At 45.0% G+C, this 14,005-nt stretch carries 9 protein-coding genes; 6 read left to right on the forward strand and 3 right to left on the reverse strand.

Annotation, left to right across the window (positions count from 1 at the left end):
- Window positions 1-145 precede the first annotated feature (145 nt).
- The 3 genes from QZW47_RS22915 to QZW47_RS22925 all read right to left on the reverse strand — a co-directional run bounded on the left by QZW47_RS22915 (window position 146) and on the right by QZW47_RS22925 (window position 8,136).
- Window positions 146-2,179 (reverse strand): adenylate/guanylate cyclase domain-containing protein, encoded by a 2,034-nt coding sequence (locus tag QZW47_RS22915; RefSeq protein ID WP_293131981.1) that lies wholly within the window; start codon window positions 2,177-2,179, stop codon window positions 146-148.
- Entirely contained in the window at window positions 2,145-6,845 is a 4,701-nt protein-coding gene (locus QZW47_RS22920) for a response regulator (protein WP_293131984.1), read from the reverse strand. Before QZW47_RS22920 ends, QZW47_RS22915 begins: the two co-directional genes overlap by 35 nt.
- Before the next feature lie 784 nt (window positions 6,846-7,629).
- Window positions 7,630-8,136: a hypothetical protein gene (locus QZW47_RS22925; protein ID WP_293131987.1), complete on the reverse strand. Its 507-nt coding sequence runs from the start codon at window positions 8,134-8,136 to the stop codon at window positions 7,630-7,632.
- A 77-nt stretch (window positions 8,137-8,213) separates the two neighbouring features.
- Between QZW47_RS22925 and QZW47_RS22930 the strand changes: the two genes are divergently transcribed.
- The 6 genes from QZW47_RS22930 to QZW47_RS22955 all read left to right on the forward strand — a co-directional run bounded on the left by QZW47_RS22930 (window position 8,214) and on the right by QZW47_RS22955 (window position 13,908).
- A complete protein-coding gene (locus QZW47_RS22930; protein ID WP_293131990.1) occupies window positions 8,214-9,131 on the forward strand; it encodes a histone deacetylase in 918 nt (305 codons plus the stop codon).
- Between the two features lie 595 nt (window positions 9,132-9,726).
- The gene (locus QZW47_RS22935; RefSeq protein WP_293131993.1) at window positions 9,727-11,007 is read left to right on the forward strand and encodes a glycosyltransferase; all 1,281 of its coding nucleotides are present in this window, start codon (window positions 9,727-9,729) and stop codon (window positions 11,005-11,007) included.
- 87 nt (window positions 11,008-11,094) lie between these two features.
- Window positions 11,095-12,081, forward strand: coding sequence for a glycosyltransferase family 2 protein (locus QZW47_RS22940; protein WP_293131996.1), 987 nt, complete (start codon window positions 11,095-11,097; stop codon window positions 12,079-12,081).
- Between the two features lie 211 nt (window positions 12,082-12,292).
- The gene (locus QZW47_RS22945) at window positions 12,293-12,490 is read left to right on the forward strand and encodes a hypothetical protein (protein ID WP_293131999.1); all 198 of its coding nucleotides are present in this window, start codon (window positions 12,293-12,295) and stop codon (window positions 12,488-12,490) included.
- Window positions 12,491-12,663: 173 nt separating this feature from the next.
- Window positions 12,664-13,314 carry a glycosyltransferase family 61 protein gene (locus QZW47_RS22950; protein ID WP_293132002.1) on the forward strand — a complete coding sequence of 217 codons (651 nt, stop codon included), beginning with the start codon at window positions 12,664-12,666 and terminating at the stop codon, window positions 13,312-13,314.
- 27 nt (window positions 13,315-13,341) lie between these two features.
- Entirely contained in the window at window positions 13,342-13,908 is a 567-nt protein-coding gene (locus QZW47_RS22955; RefSeq protein WP_293132005.1) for a serine O-acetyltransferase, read from the forward strand.
- Window positions 13,909-14,005 lie beyond the last annotated feature (97 nt).

Genomic DNA, 14,005 nt, shown 5'->3' on the forward strand with positions numbered 1-14,005 from the left:
TTAAATTGCATATTCGGGACGCTGCTCAAAGCCATCCCACAAGACTTTGATTATTTCTTGACATACAGTTTAAATGCCGCAACAGCTTACCAATTACCAATTACCAATTACCAATGACCAATGACCAATGACCAATTACCAATGACTACTGACTAATTTTCTCTACCAATAAATAAGTAATCATATCCCCCTTACCTTTTACCGGAATCAAGCCTCGCTTCTCAAACAAATACTTATCTTTCAAAAGCTCATAGGTAACATCAGTAACTTGAATGCTGCCTGCAAATCCCGTAACTTCCATCCTCGCCGCCACATTCACCGTATCTCCCCACAAATCGTAAGTAAACTTGCTCACACCAATCACTCCCGCCACTACCGGCCCGGAATTGATGCCGACGCGAATTGCCAGTTTTTCGCCTGTCTCGGCGGACAATTTGGCTATTTTTGCCTGCATTCCCAAGGCCATTTGGGCGATCGCCTCGGCGTGATCGTCTCTCGGCGTCGGCAATCCCCCGACTACCATATAAGCATCGCCAATAGTCTTAATTTTCTCCACACCGTACTTTTCAGCTAGCTGGTCGAAATGCGAAAAAATCACGTTTAATCGCTTTACCAGTTCCGTCGGAGACATTCTCGCCGACAGCTCAGTAAAGCCCACAATATCAGCAAATAAAACAGTTACTTCGGCAAAACTGTCAGCAATTGTAGTTTGCTGAGCCTTCAAACGTTCTGCTATTGGTTTCGGTAAAATATTTAACAGCAACTTCTCGCTTTGTTCCTGCTCAAATTTTAGCGCTTCTTGCGCTGATTTGCGTTCTGTAATATCAGAAACTGTACCCTCATAATAGATCATTTCACCTTTTGCATCCCGAACAGCCCGAACATTTTCTGACACCCAAATCCAACTACCATCTTTGCAGCACACCATAGATTCAAAGCCCAAAACGGCATTTTTTGCATTCATAGTTACCTCAAATTCTTGCCGTCGTTGCTGGTCAAGATAGAGTTGCTGGGAAATATTTGTGACGCAGGACATCAGTTGTGCAGGTGAGTCGTAACCGTACAATCTTGCCAAGGCTGGATTGGCGCTGATATAGCGTCCTGAAGGAGTGCTTTGAAAAATACCTTCCATCGCATTTTCCACAATGCTGTGGTATTTTTCTTCAGCAATTCGCAGTGCTTCTTCTGCTTGTTTCCGCTGAATTAAAGAACCTAATTGAGTGCCGACTGCATTAAATATGTCTATAAATCGCGCGTCTTTCGGACAGGCAGAAGTTTTAAAAAAAACTAGCACTGCTAATACTTCATCGCCTACCAAAATCGGCACGCCAAAACCTGCTTTAAATCCGAGTTCTAGTGCTATTTCACTTCTGAGAAATTCCGGGTAGCCCCGGGAAATATCTTCTACCCATTCCGGTTCTTTGGATGCCCAAACTCGTCCCGGCAGCCCTATATTCATGGCAAATGTCAGCTTTTCACTTTGGCTGCGAAACGATTCCATGCTGGGGTTACTCGCATACCAGCCCCGGGCAGATTGCAGAAAAGTTCCTTCTGCATCGGGAATCCAAGCTTCTCCTACATCCCATCCGATTGTTTCGCCAACTTGGTGCAGAACTACTTCTAAAGCTGAGTGAAAGTCTACAGCTTCGCCGATCGCCCGCGTGGTTTCCAGCAAAAACCGGATTGATTCTTGGGCTTGCTGTCGTTCGGCGACTTCTTCCTGCAATCTGGAATTGCGATCGTGCAATTCCCTCGCCTGCTGTTGCAGTTTCGATTGCAGCGAACGCAGCGAAAGTTGGTTTTGAACGCGCGCCAAAACTTCTTCTACTTGAAACGGCTTAGTAATATAATCTACTCCTCCTACTTGAAAAGCTTTAACTTTTTCCATCACGTCATCTAGCGCACTAATAAAAATTACCGGAATATCTTTAGTATTTTCAACTTTTTTTAAATTCTCACAAACTTCATAGCCGTTCATTATAGGCATATTAATATCTAGTAAAATTAGATCCGGAGGAGATATTTGCGCCGCTTGCAAAGCCAATTTTCCGTTAATAGCCTTCCTGACCTGATACCCGTGGGATGCTAGCATAGTCGATAAAAGTCGCAAATTGTCCGGCATATCGTCAACGATCAAAATGTCTCTAGGAGTCCCTGGTAATTGATGGTCGTTCATCATAATATAATTGAGTTAAATCAATAATGATATCTATCCGAAAATTATTCACCAAATCTGTTAAGACCTTAGCGAGATTTGCCTCTGTTTCGGGAATTTGCTCGATGAGTCCGAGGATGCGGTTGTCGTCAACGCAAAGTGCCGCTCGGTACAAATCCACCACCCAGTCTGTGGGCATTACACTCAAATCCTCGGTGGTCAAATTTTTAAGCACTGTCTGTGCCGAACCTGAAGTAGATGAGTTTTCTTCCTCATAAATATAGCGCAGGTTCAGGTGATGCGCTATCTTTTCAAATAGTACCTCTTCCCGAAACGGTTTACAGATCAAATCATCACAACCTGCCGACAAAATTATGTGTCGCTGCTCCTCAAAAGCACTAGCAGTCAGGGCGAGAATGATTGTTTCTTTACCTTCAGGAGTTTGCTTGATCTGTCTGGTAGCTTCGTACCCGTCCATCACTGGCATCAGCATATCCATTAAGATCAGGTGCGGCTTCCAAGTTGACTGCAAAGCAATTCCTTCTTCACCGTTAGTTGCCTCGCGGACTTCAAATCCCAGCGGTGAGAGGATCTGAAGCAGCAGTTGACGATTTTCCGCTACATCTTCAACTATTAATATCCGATAAGTTTGCTGTCCGGCTTCTAAAGCAATAACTTGTTTGGGCGCCGATTTTTCTTGTTCGTCACTTTCTGTTACTAAGTTAACCTGGATATTAAAGGTGAAAGTTGTGCCTTTACCGAGTTCACTTTCAACAGCAATATCACCTCCCATAATGCAGACAAACTGTTGGCTAATAGGCAATCCGAGACCAGTTCCCTGCATGGATCTCCGGCCAGTTTCTGTTTGTACGAATGGTTTGAATAATGTGGGAATTTCCGACGGAGAAATCCCTGGCCCCGTGTCGGCAATTTCAAAATGTAATTGAGATTTATTTGGTGATTCAGCCTTATTTTCTGCTTGGCTGCTGACGCGCAAAGTAACAGTTCCGTGCTTGGTAAATTTAATGGCGTTGCCGAGCAGGTTAATTAAAACTTGCCTCAATTTAGCTTCGTCTGTTTCAATGTACTGCGGCAACTCACCGATGTTTTCAAAGATTAAGTACAAGCCTTTTGAGTTGGCTTTTAGTTGCAGCATTTCTATGAGGCTGTGGAGAAGGTTGTAGAGGTTGAAGCGGCTTTCATGGATGCTAATTTGACCGGCTTCTATTTTGGACATTGACAAAACATCATTGATCAGTTCCAGCAAGTGTTCGCCACTGCGGTTGATAATTTCTATGTATTCTTTTTGTTCTTCCGTGATCGAACTGTTGCGAGCCATGACTTGAGAAAAACCGAGAATGGCGTTGAGAGGCGTGCGGAGTTCGTGGCTCATGGAAGCGAGAAATTGGCTTTTGGCACGGTTGGCAACTTCGGCATTTTCTTTGGATTTAAGCAATTCCATTGACTGCCTTTGAGTGCGGGTGAGCAATTCGGCTTGCTGCAATGCTACTCCTAGCTGAGTGCCGACATGAACTGCAACGTTGATTTCGGCTTCGCTCCACTGGCGGGGGGCAGAATTTTGATAGGATGCTAGCAGTCCCCAGAGTGTTTCACCGCAAAAAATTGGCACAGTAATGTATGCTTTGGCTTGAAATCTTTCTAATAGTTGGATGTAACAAGTATCAAAGCCTTGCTTGTAAATGTCTGGGACGCAAAGGTAATTTTTTCCTCGGCTGTAAGCTCCGCCTTGGGTTTCTTCCAAATAGGTATCGCGTACTTCTTGTGAGGTGTTATCAAATTTTTTTCCAAGGCAATTTTCTGCTTCTAAAGCGTCTTCTGTAAAGTTAGACTCTATTTGCTGTTCTTGCATGAAAGAGACCCAGTTGCTGTTAACTGATTCTGCTACAAATTCGCCGCTCCAGTCAGGATTGAAACGGTAAAGGGCGACTCGATCGCATTTCATGGTTTGGCGCAATTCTAGGGTTGTAGCATGAAAAATGTCTCGGATATCTAAAGTTTGCCGCATTCTTTCAATGATGCGAGCGATCGCTCTTTGCCGCAAAGCACTTTCTTGCAGCTCGGTTTCTGCTTGCTTGCGTTCGGTAATATCTACAGCCATGGAAGCCGTACCGATTGCTTTGCCGTTTTCGTCAATTAGCTGAGTATTGTACCATTCGCAGATAATAATTCTGCCGTCTTTGGTCAAATTTTGGGAAATCCCGCTGGATTTGTCCCTCAAGCCCTGATTGAAAATCTTCGATGCAGAGGAGCGGTAGCTTTTAGGTACGATCAAATCGGGCGCGATTCCACCGATCGCTTCAGGCTCGCTGTAACCGAAAATAGCTTCCGCCGCCGGATTCCACGTGATAATCTCTAAATTGAGGTTTAACTCGATCACTGCGATCGGCGTTTGCTGCAATAAAAATGAGATTCTTTGCTGCGATGCTAGCAATTTTTCTTGGGCTAATTTGCTGTCTGTGATATCGTTAGCCGTACCCAGAAGTTGTTTGGGTTTACCGTCAGGTGTTCTGAGAAATACGGTATCCCAACTCTGCATCCACCGCCATTCACCGTTTTTGTGTTTCATCCGGTATTTACATTGAATGACATCGCCGTCTTTGGCTCGCTCCACTTTTTGGACGCTTTCTTGAAATTGTGGCCAATCGTCGGGGTTGAGCAGAGTTGACATCATTGCTGTACCCATATCTTGTATTTCTTGGGCGGTGTAGCCGAGCATCACCGCAATTTGGCGGTTGCTGTAGACATTCCGCTGTTCAATTAAATCGTAAACGTACAAGAGATTGGGATTAGAATCGGCGATCGCCTGAATGAAGTGCTGGCTTTCTCGCAGTGCAGATTCTGCCAGTTTTCGATCGCTAATATCTCGCGCTACGATAATCACTGATTCAGCGGAAAGCACAGAAACTTTAGCATCTAGCCAAACTTCGCGCTCTGCGAGTCTATAGCTATATTCAACATTGATGCTTTGCTTGGTTTTGAGAACTTGTTGGATGGCATTTAATAGCAAATCTGCCACAGGTTCCGGCAAAACTTCGTGGGCGGTTGTGTTAATCATTTCCCTTTGAGGTTTCACCAAATTCGTCGCTGCTGTCGGGGCGATTTTGATGCAGCGCCCGTCTGCATTTCTCACTAAAACTATGTCAGTCATGGCGGCAAAAATCGCCCGCAATTCAGCTTCAGATTCTTGCAAAGCTTCCTCGGCGCGGATGCGGGTGCGAATTTCTGCTTGTAACTGTTTATTCTGGCGATCGAGCTGCTGAAGTCGCTTTTTTTCTCGATCGATCAGTTTAGCTTGAGCGATGGCGATTCCTACTTGAGCCCCCACAGCTTCCAACAAGTCGATTTCATCTTTCGTCCATTCGCGGTAGCGATCGCACTGGTGCAAGCAGATAGCGCCATTTGCCTTACCTTGGTACGAAGTACGAATTGCCAGCATCGATTTTAACCCAACCCGGTGGCAAATCGGTTGAACAGCTTGTAAAAGAGGCTCCGAGTAAACATTGTTCGAGGCGATCGCCCGATCTTGGATCATCATTTGTACCACATGAGGATTCCCCCAAATCGGAATCGGTACGTGGCGAATCGATTCGCACTCGGGTTCTAGATACTCCGCCGCCAGAGGAATATCGACTTGGGGGCTAGTCACGTAAGTATGAATCAAACAGCGATTGGCGCAGAATGCCTGACCGATTTGAGTTGCGGCTATTTCAAATATTTGTTCTGGCTGCAAGCTCGATCGAATTTGTTGAGTTATTTTGGCAATCAGCAATTCTCGCTGAGCTTGCCGTTCTAAAGCAGTTTTTGCCACCGCCGTTTCTATTTCTGCTTGCTTGCGATCGCTGATATCAAAAAGTACCCCATACCAAACTATATCGCCATTATCGCGCATTTCGGGTCGAGAATTTGATTGCAACCATTTCATTTTTCCAGACGGCGTAATAATTCGCCATTCAAAGGCAAACGGTTCTAAAGTTCGAGCGCTAACGGCAATTTTATTTTCCAGACATTCTCTGTCATCATAATAATTTTGGTCGAAACAAATTCCCGGATCTTTTAAAATTTTTTCACTATCTAATTCGTAAATTTCCCTACAAGCATAACTGATATACTCAAATTTAAAATTTTCCTCAGAGTTCTTGACAAATTGATAAAGAACTCCCGGAATATTCACCGCCAATTTCTGCAACCGCGCTTTGCTTTCCCGAAGTGCTTGTTCTGTCTGCTTCCTAAATTCTACCTCTCGTTGCAGTTGGGCATTCTGCTGTTTTAATTGTTTAGATAGCTGTTGTATCGTCAATTGACTTTCAATTCGCACTAAAAATTCTTCCACTTGAAAAGGCTTAGCAATGTAATCAACACCGCCGACTTCAAAAGCTTTAACTTTGTAAAACGTATCACTAAAAATACTTAAAAAAATAACCGGGATTTCGCAAGTAATTTCGTTAGCTTTCAGTCTTTCGCAGACTTCGTATCCATTCATTTTGGGCATAGCAATATCTAACAAAATCAAGTCTGGCAGCACAGCAAATCTAGCATTTAACGCCATTTCACCCGAAATTGCCCGCTGAACTTTATACCCCTCTTTTGTCAATATATTTGATATAAACCGCAGGTTGTTAGGCTGGTCATCAATAATCAAAATCTGAATACTTTCTTTGTTGATAGCCATTTTTTGTTTTGCCATTTTTCTTTGTCAATGTTAGCAGCAGAGCTAGTTTCACATGAAGTTAAAATTATTTAGTATGAAAAATGTTTATTTTGAAATTCTTACTCAACAAAAGAAGATTGTTTTTAGAATTTTAATCATTGATTGACGGAGGCAAGAATGTTTGATTGACTTTTTGGATTTTAAATGTACCATTTAAGTTAACCGCGTATCTTCCTTTTTGGTTTGTCAAAAGAAGTGTTATTACTAACATCATTCACGATAAATACCCCCAAAAATCATGACTCAGGCCTTCGGGATTTTTACAACCGGGTTTGTTAATACCAATTTCAAAAAAAATGCAACTGTAGTCAAAATCCCAACCCGCTGACTCAGTAAGTCATTGCCAATTCTTTCATCCTCAAATATTTAATCGAAAATGGTTGAACTTTGTTCAATAATAGCTGCAACCTGTGTATTTTCGTAAATCCAACCTGGTAGATGCCAGAGAAACTGTTTTTTTGGTTGACTTTACGGTTAAAAGTCGCAGGAGGATCACCCAAGCTTCTTGAAGTTCTGCTGCCACCTTCAAAGAGTTTTAGCAGAGATACTCGCGCTGATGCACACCCGAAAGCCAACAAACCGCGTTTTTTACTCTTGCCCCGGGCTGCAACCTGTGTATTGCTGTGAAAAAGCCCTGTTTCGACGCACCCGCACGTAAGTCTTAAGAAATTTATAGCTAACTAAAAGTATAGCTCGACGGGCACACACCCAGAGCGTGCATTACAAACTCTGTTCTCGGTCTTTTCTAAGCCAGCAATTCCTTAAGTTTAGCAAGATTTTCATTGCTGAGGGAGATTTTAATTTCAAGTTCTCTCTCAGCCTGCCACAACAGCAGAATATTATCTTCCCCCAAGGCGATTTCGGGATTGTTCAATTCAAGTGTCTGATATTTAACTTCGGGAATTGCTATGCGAATTACCAGTTCAGATTCTAACTGAGGATAGATGTACAAGTGCTGTTGCAGGTTGTCTAGTTCTAGTTTTTGAACTGTGTTGTTACGTTCAACGGGAGAATTGGATTTGTACCAATAGAGAGTCTCTTCGCGAATTTTGGGATTCAGGATCACAAATGTTTCGTCAAATCGCTGCGGTTGCCAGTGAATTTCGCTCATACCGCCGATTTGCGGAATCAGTCGCTCTACCCAGCTAATTTGTTTGCCGTTGAGGTTTTGCCACCACTGACTGATACGATCGAATTTGTCACTATTTTCGGCATCCTTGCTGCCGGACTGCCATACTGTTTTTAGTTGCATATAGAGGTTCTCCAGCGAATTTAAATTTGAGATTGCAGGCTGTTAATTAAAGATTCAATCGTTCTACAATAATCTTAATGGACTTACCAATTATCTACCACGAAGATTACGTTGCACCCTTGCCCCCGGATCACCGCTTCCCGATGGCAAAGTTCCGGATGCTTTACCAGATGCTGCTCGCGGATGGGGTAGCAGATCGATCGCAATTTCACGCTCCGGAACTTTTTGGGCCAGAATCGATTCAGTTAGTCCACGATGATAATTACATTCAAGCTTACTGCAACGGAACGCTTGATGCCAAAGCTCAGCGACGAATCGGGCTGCCTTGGAGTCCAGCCTTGGTCAACCGCACTTGCACTGCGGTTGCAGGGACGGTACTAACTGCCAAGCTTGCTTTAGAATACGGTTTAGCTTGCAATACTGCGGGTGGAACTCATCATGCTTTCCCCAATTATGGGTCTGGTTTTTGTATTTTCAACGATTTGGCGATCGCCTGTCGCGTCTTGCAAAAAATTGGTTTAGTTCGCAAAGTTTTAATTGTCGATTTAGACGTGCACCAAGGAGATGGAACCGCCGTAATTTTCCAAGATGACAGCAGCATTTTTACTTTCTCGATGCACTGCGAGGTGAATTTTCCTGGTACTAAACAAAAGAGCGATCTAGATGTACCTTTGCCGATCGGTATGGAGGACGATGAATATTTACAAACTTTGGCTAAACACTTACCAGATTTACTCTCGGATGTCAAGCCAGATTTAGTATTGTACGATGCCGGAGTAGACCCTCATCAGGCCGACAAGCTGGGAAAATTAGCTTTAACTGATACGGGATTATTTCGCCGGGAAATGCAAGTTTTATCTACTTGTTTGGCTGGTGGCTATCCCGTTGCCTGCGTCATTGGTGGCGGCTATTCCGATGACGCCAAGGGCTTAGTTTATCGACATTCGCTACTGCACCGAGCCGCAAGTCAGACCTACAGACAATATCGACTTTGATGCAGATCAGCGAGATTTTATATAAACTTAATGATTGATTTAACCCACATTCCGCACCCACAAGTGCCACAATCGGTTCTTACTGATTTTTTTAGATAAATTAAGCTATAAATTATACTTTTGTACCGAAAATGGACGGCTATAAATTCGGGAAAAGGCATAATTTATTACTAAAATAATTTGCATTAGTAATTATACTGTGTAACACGGCGGGTGCCGAATCTGGGATTTAATAGCCTGTTGTGTATTTAAATTTTATATTTTCAGAGCCGAATAAACATCCTCTCTCCATCGCACATTCTCCGCGTCTCCCTGTCGATCGCCACAGACAATCCAGATACGCAACACCTTGCTAATAATTTTCAAAACTTATACAAAAATACTCCTAAAGGGGTACTCTATTCTTTAATCCTTTGCATAAATCTCGGCACCAGACAGCATCGAGTAAATAAACCCAACAATTGTTTACTAGCAATAATTTTGAGAAATGTTATAATTTTTATAGACCAACAATTTCGCGCAAAAAAGTATCTAGAAATACAATTTTCTCGAAATGGCGATAGAGTAGAGATAGCATCTAACCGGAGTAAATTCCATGACATCCACCTCCTTAAATATCAGAGAAATTGGGGCCATAGAACAACCTTTAATGCCGATCGAGCAGCGCTACTTGCTCGTCCTCAACATCAAATCCTCCTGCGACTCCAAGGGCAGCAGGTATCTCGATCCATTGTGGGCAAAAGACTTAATCGAACACTTCAAATATTTGAAAAATTTCACGCTAGCATCTCCAGCCGAACCAGAAGCACCGCCAAAAAACACAATCAACGTGGATCGAGAACCATCATTTGCCGGTGCTAAATTTGTTGATCTTCCCTCGCCAAATAGCTACGGCAAGGCAATATTGCTGCTGCCGGCGACGATTGCCAAACTTTGGGGCGCGATCGCCTCTTCAGATATCGTACACAGCGGCATAGCAGGCTGGCCGATTCCCATGGCGTGGCTAGTGACGCCCATAGTCCTGATCCAGCGCAAACCATATCTGCTGGTAGTCGAGTCCGCCCCTTGGCGCCTGCAACCGGGCAGCGCTGCTAGCATTAAAGCCAAAATTGTCGCTGCCATATCCGAAACATTAAATCGCTGGTGCGTCAACAGCGCCGACTTGACAATTTTTACACAGTCACAATACCAGCAGAGTTTATTAACCAAACGGCACAAACCAAGTCACATAATTAATGCTTCGTGGATCGACGAAGGAAATATTATTTCCGACGGCGAGGCTGCCCAAATATGGCAGGAAAAACTTTCGGCCTCCCCCAAGCAACTAAAAATATTATTTGCTGGCAGATTGCATCCACATAAAGGCGTATTAGTTCTGCTAGAAGCAATGAAAATCTTGGACGCCCAAAACATTGCCGTCAAGCTCGACATCCTCGGCGAAGGCGAACTGCTTAGCAACTGCCAAGCAGCCAGCAAGGAGCTGCAAAAATCCGCACAGATCGAAGTTTTGGGAACCCTTCCTTACGGGAGAGAATTCTTGGGGCGATTGCAACAATATCATGCTGTGGTGGTTCCCAGCATCTCAGACGAACAGCCCAGAGTCGTATACGATGCTTATTCCCAAGCCGTACCGGTATTGGCAAACAATACAGCCGGACTCCGCGACTGCATCGAAAACGGCGTCACAGGCTCGATCGCCAATTGCGACAACCCCGCTGCGCTCGCAAACTTGCTCAAACAGTCGGGAGAAAACTTGAATTTACTGCAAAATATGGGCATGGCAGCTCTGAACAAGGCTCGCAGCCTCACTCACCAAGAAATGCACCAGCAGCGGTGGCAGCTTTTGTTAAATATGTTGGAGCGATCGCCAAAGTAGCTGATACGATCGCTACTGAGCGATCGAACGCTCTTGCCAAATCCCTGCAACTTGAGCTAAAAAGTTGTTAAACCAACAACTGCACTTATGTCCAATGCCAGCGATCCCAATCACCCGTATCCACTGCTGGTTGTCATTGTTAACTACCGAACCGCTAGTTTGACAATTGACTGCTTGCGCTCTCTAGTTAGCGAAGTGCAATCCGTCCCCGGTACGCAGGTTGTAGTTGGCGACAACGCATCAGGCGACAACTCTACCGCAGAAATACCAGCCGCCATAGCATCATCCGGCTGGAGCGAATGGGCATCCTTCGTTCCCCTAGAGCGCAACGGCGGATTTGCCTACGGGAACAACGCCCTGATCCGTCCCGCCCTGCAATCGAGCAATCCCCCCCCTTACGTCCTGCTGCTCAACCCAGACACGGTAGTTCGCCCCGGAGCTCTCAAAGCACTGGTGGATTTCATGGACGCTCATCCCGACGCAGGGATTGCCGGCAGCCGCTTGGAAGATCCTGACGGTACTCCCCAGCAGTCAGCCTTTCGGTTTCACACCCTAGCCAGCGAGTTCGATTTCGGCTGGCGGCTCGGCTTCGTATCAAAACTGCTAGCAAGGTGGGCAGTAGCCCCTCCCGTCCCCCAAGAAACCTGCCAAACAGACTGGGTAGCCGGAGCTTCCGCGATCGTCCGCCGCGAAGTATTTGAAGCAGTTGGGCTGCTAGATGAAGTATATTTCATGTATTACGAAGAAATGGACTTTTGCCTGCAAGCTAACAGAGCAGGCTGGAGTTGCTGGTACGTACCAGAAAGCCGAGTCGTACACCTCGTCGGGCAAAGTTCCGGCGTCAATAACTTTCAACCTCGGACTAAGCGACTGCCTCAATACTGGTACGATTCCCGGCGCCGGTACTTTGTCAAAAATTACGGTTGGTTGTACACAGCATTAGCCGATTTATTTTGGGCTTCCGGCTTTGTTTTTTGGAGGATGCGCCGGGTTGTTCAGCGCAAGCCGGACACAGATCCGCCGAAGATGCTCAGCGATTTCATGTCCAACAGCGTCTTTTTCAAAGGAGGCTAACTGCCCAACCCGGGGAAATTGAGGATAGAAAATTTTAAAATTGATGCTTTGAGAATTGGCTACCGCTTTTTTCACGATGTATGTTTTTAAAGTTTCCGTTCTCAATTTTTCATTCATGGTGCACACAAATCGCACTCGATAAAAATATGCGCTTTCAAAAAAAAGATGCACGGGGGAGCGCAGAATACAGCAATATCGACACGTAATTGCAATGAACAGCGAAACCGAAAAAAGCACTGTACTATCTGGCCGCTCCATACCAATACCAGCATCGAAAATGTTTACCTACCCCACGCGATTGGCGAGTGCGTGGAAGCCCGACATCATGGAAATTAACTTGCCGGAATATTTGTTAGAAAGACCGTCCGTAGAAATCATAGTTCGCCAAGGCTCAACCCGGTCAATTTAAAATAATAGCGGCAATATTTACCAAAAAATCTACAGAAAATTAACCCCCCCGATGTTAGTTGACGGCTCGTACATTTTAGACTCCCGCTACGAAACAGACTGCAACATAGCCCACATGATGACTGGCGTAGTACCCCAACTTTTAGCAGCAAAAAAAAATGCGACAAAATCACAGTGGTATTGCGATCGAATGCTACCAACATGGCAAAAAATATCTACAACCTCCTCGGAGCGTCAGTGCTGTGCACGGACAAAGATATTGACGGCAAGCTGATATTAGCCAGCAAAAACTCTATGTACTCTTATGACGGGTGGTACACTAATTTATTTGGGGAATTGGATTTTGAAGGGTGGAACCACCAAACTCCAGAAAGAATCTTTATTTCTCGCAAAGGAGACAGAAGTTTAATCAATGAAAGCGAAGTAGAACAATTTTTGCAAGCATACGGATTTCGGAAATATTACTTTGAAGATATCCCGATTAGCGAACAGTGGTCGGTAGCAACAAATGCTAAAATTATAGTGGGAGTGCAGGGGGCAGCTATGTCCCATTTGGTTTTAAACCGTTACCAAGTTAAGGTGATAGAATTGTTTCATCCGGGGTACGTAGTCGATATTTACCGAAATATTGTCGGAGCTGTGGGCGGAAATTGGTGTGCCGTTAGCGGTCAAATTACACAAGATGTAATCGCAGAACTAGACTTTAAACAACAAGCTAGAAAGTTTGCCGCCACTCCCACCCGCATCGACATAAATTCCCTCCAGATGGCATTAAAATATTTGCAGATAAGTGCCACACAGTCAAATCACTCTGTTCCAAACTAAACAAATAACCGATCGCCGGAATAAATTATGGTAGCGCAGCCGGAACTCACAGAAACTGCAACTCAAACAGAAACCCCAGAATTGGGACTTTGGCAACAAATAAAAGAAGACTGGATCGCTCACGGACGCGACTGGACAAAACCGGGATTTCGTGCTGTAGCCGTTCAAAGGTTCGGCGTCTGGAGAATGCAGGTAGAACCAAAACTGCTGCGGGCTCCATTGAGCATTCTGTATCGATCGCTCTACCGCAAAATCCGCAATACTTACGGGATAGACTTGCCCTACACCGTGAAACTCGGCCGCCGGGTAATCGTAGAACATCAAGGGGCGATCGTGATTCACGGTTACTGTGTGATTGGCGACGACTGTATCATCCGCCAAGGTGTAACTTTAGGAAATCGCTACTTGGATCGCCCCTTAGAAGCCCCCAAATTGGGAACGCGAGTCAATGTCGGCGCAGGTGCTAAACTTCTCGGCGGCATCAGTTTGGGAGACGGCGCCAGCATTGGCGCCAACGCTGTCGTGTTGTCAGACGTGCCGGCGGGTCAAACAGCAGTCGGCATCCCCGCCAAGATTCTCAAATCTACCAAATAAGGCGAAGGCGATTAACTCGATTTTTGCGAAAATCCTCCGCCATTTTCCGATCGGCTAGAGGCTGTTCCAGATGCTGCGGCCCTTTGTCCCGCAGCAT

It is taken from the genome of Microcoleus sp. bin38.metabat.b11b12b14.051, from assembly GCF_013299165.1.
GTDB lineage: Bacteria > Cyanobacteriota > Cyanobacteriia > Cyanobacteriales > Microcoleaceae > Microcoleus.

What these genes read in the sequence shown, in the direction of transcription:
- QZW47_RS22935 (WP_293131993.1), top strand. Translation starts at nt 9,727, where the DNA reads ATGACATCCACCTCCTTAAATATCAGAGAAATTGGGGCCATAGAACAA.
- QZW47_RS22915 (WP_293131981.1), bottom strand. Translation starts at nt 2,179, where the DNA reads ATGATGAACGACCATCAATTACCAGGGACTCCTAGAGACATTTTGATC.
- QZW47_RS22955 (WP_293132005.1), top strand. Translation starts at nt 13,342, where the DNA reads ATGGTAGCGCAGCCGGAACTCACAGAAACTGCAACTCAAACAGAAACC.
- QZW47_RS22945 (WP_293131999.1), top strand. Translation starts at nt 12,293, where the DNA reads ATGAACAGCGAAACCGAAAAAAGCACTGTACTATCTGGCCGCTCCATA.
- QZW47_RS22925 (WP_293131987.1), bottom strand. Translation starts at nt 8,136, where the DNA reads ATGCAACTAAAAACAGTATGGCAGTCCGGCAGCAAGGATGCCGAAAAT.
- QZW47_RS22920 (WP_293131984.1), bottom strand. Translation starts at nt 6,845, where the DNA reads ATGGCTATCAACAAAGAAAGTATTCAGATTTTGATTATTGATGACCAG.
- QZW47_RS22930 (WP_293131990.1), top strand. Translation starts at nt 8,214, where the DNA reads ATGGACTTACCAATTATCTACCACGAAGATTACGTTGCACCCTTGCCC.
- QZW47_RS22940 (WP_293131996.1), top strand. Translation starts at nt 11,095, where the DNA reads ATGTCCAATGCCAGCGATCCCAATCACCCGTATCCACTGCTGGTTGTC.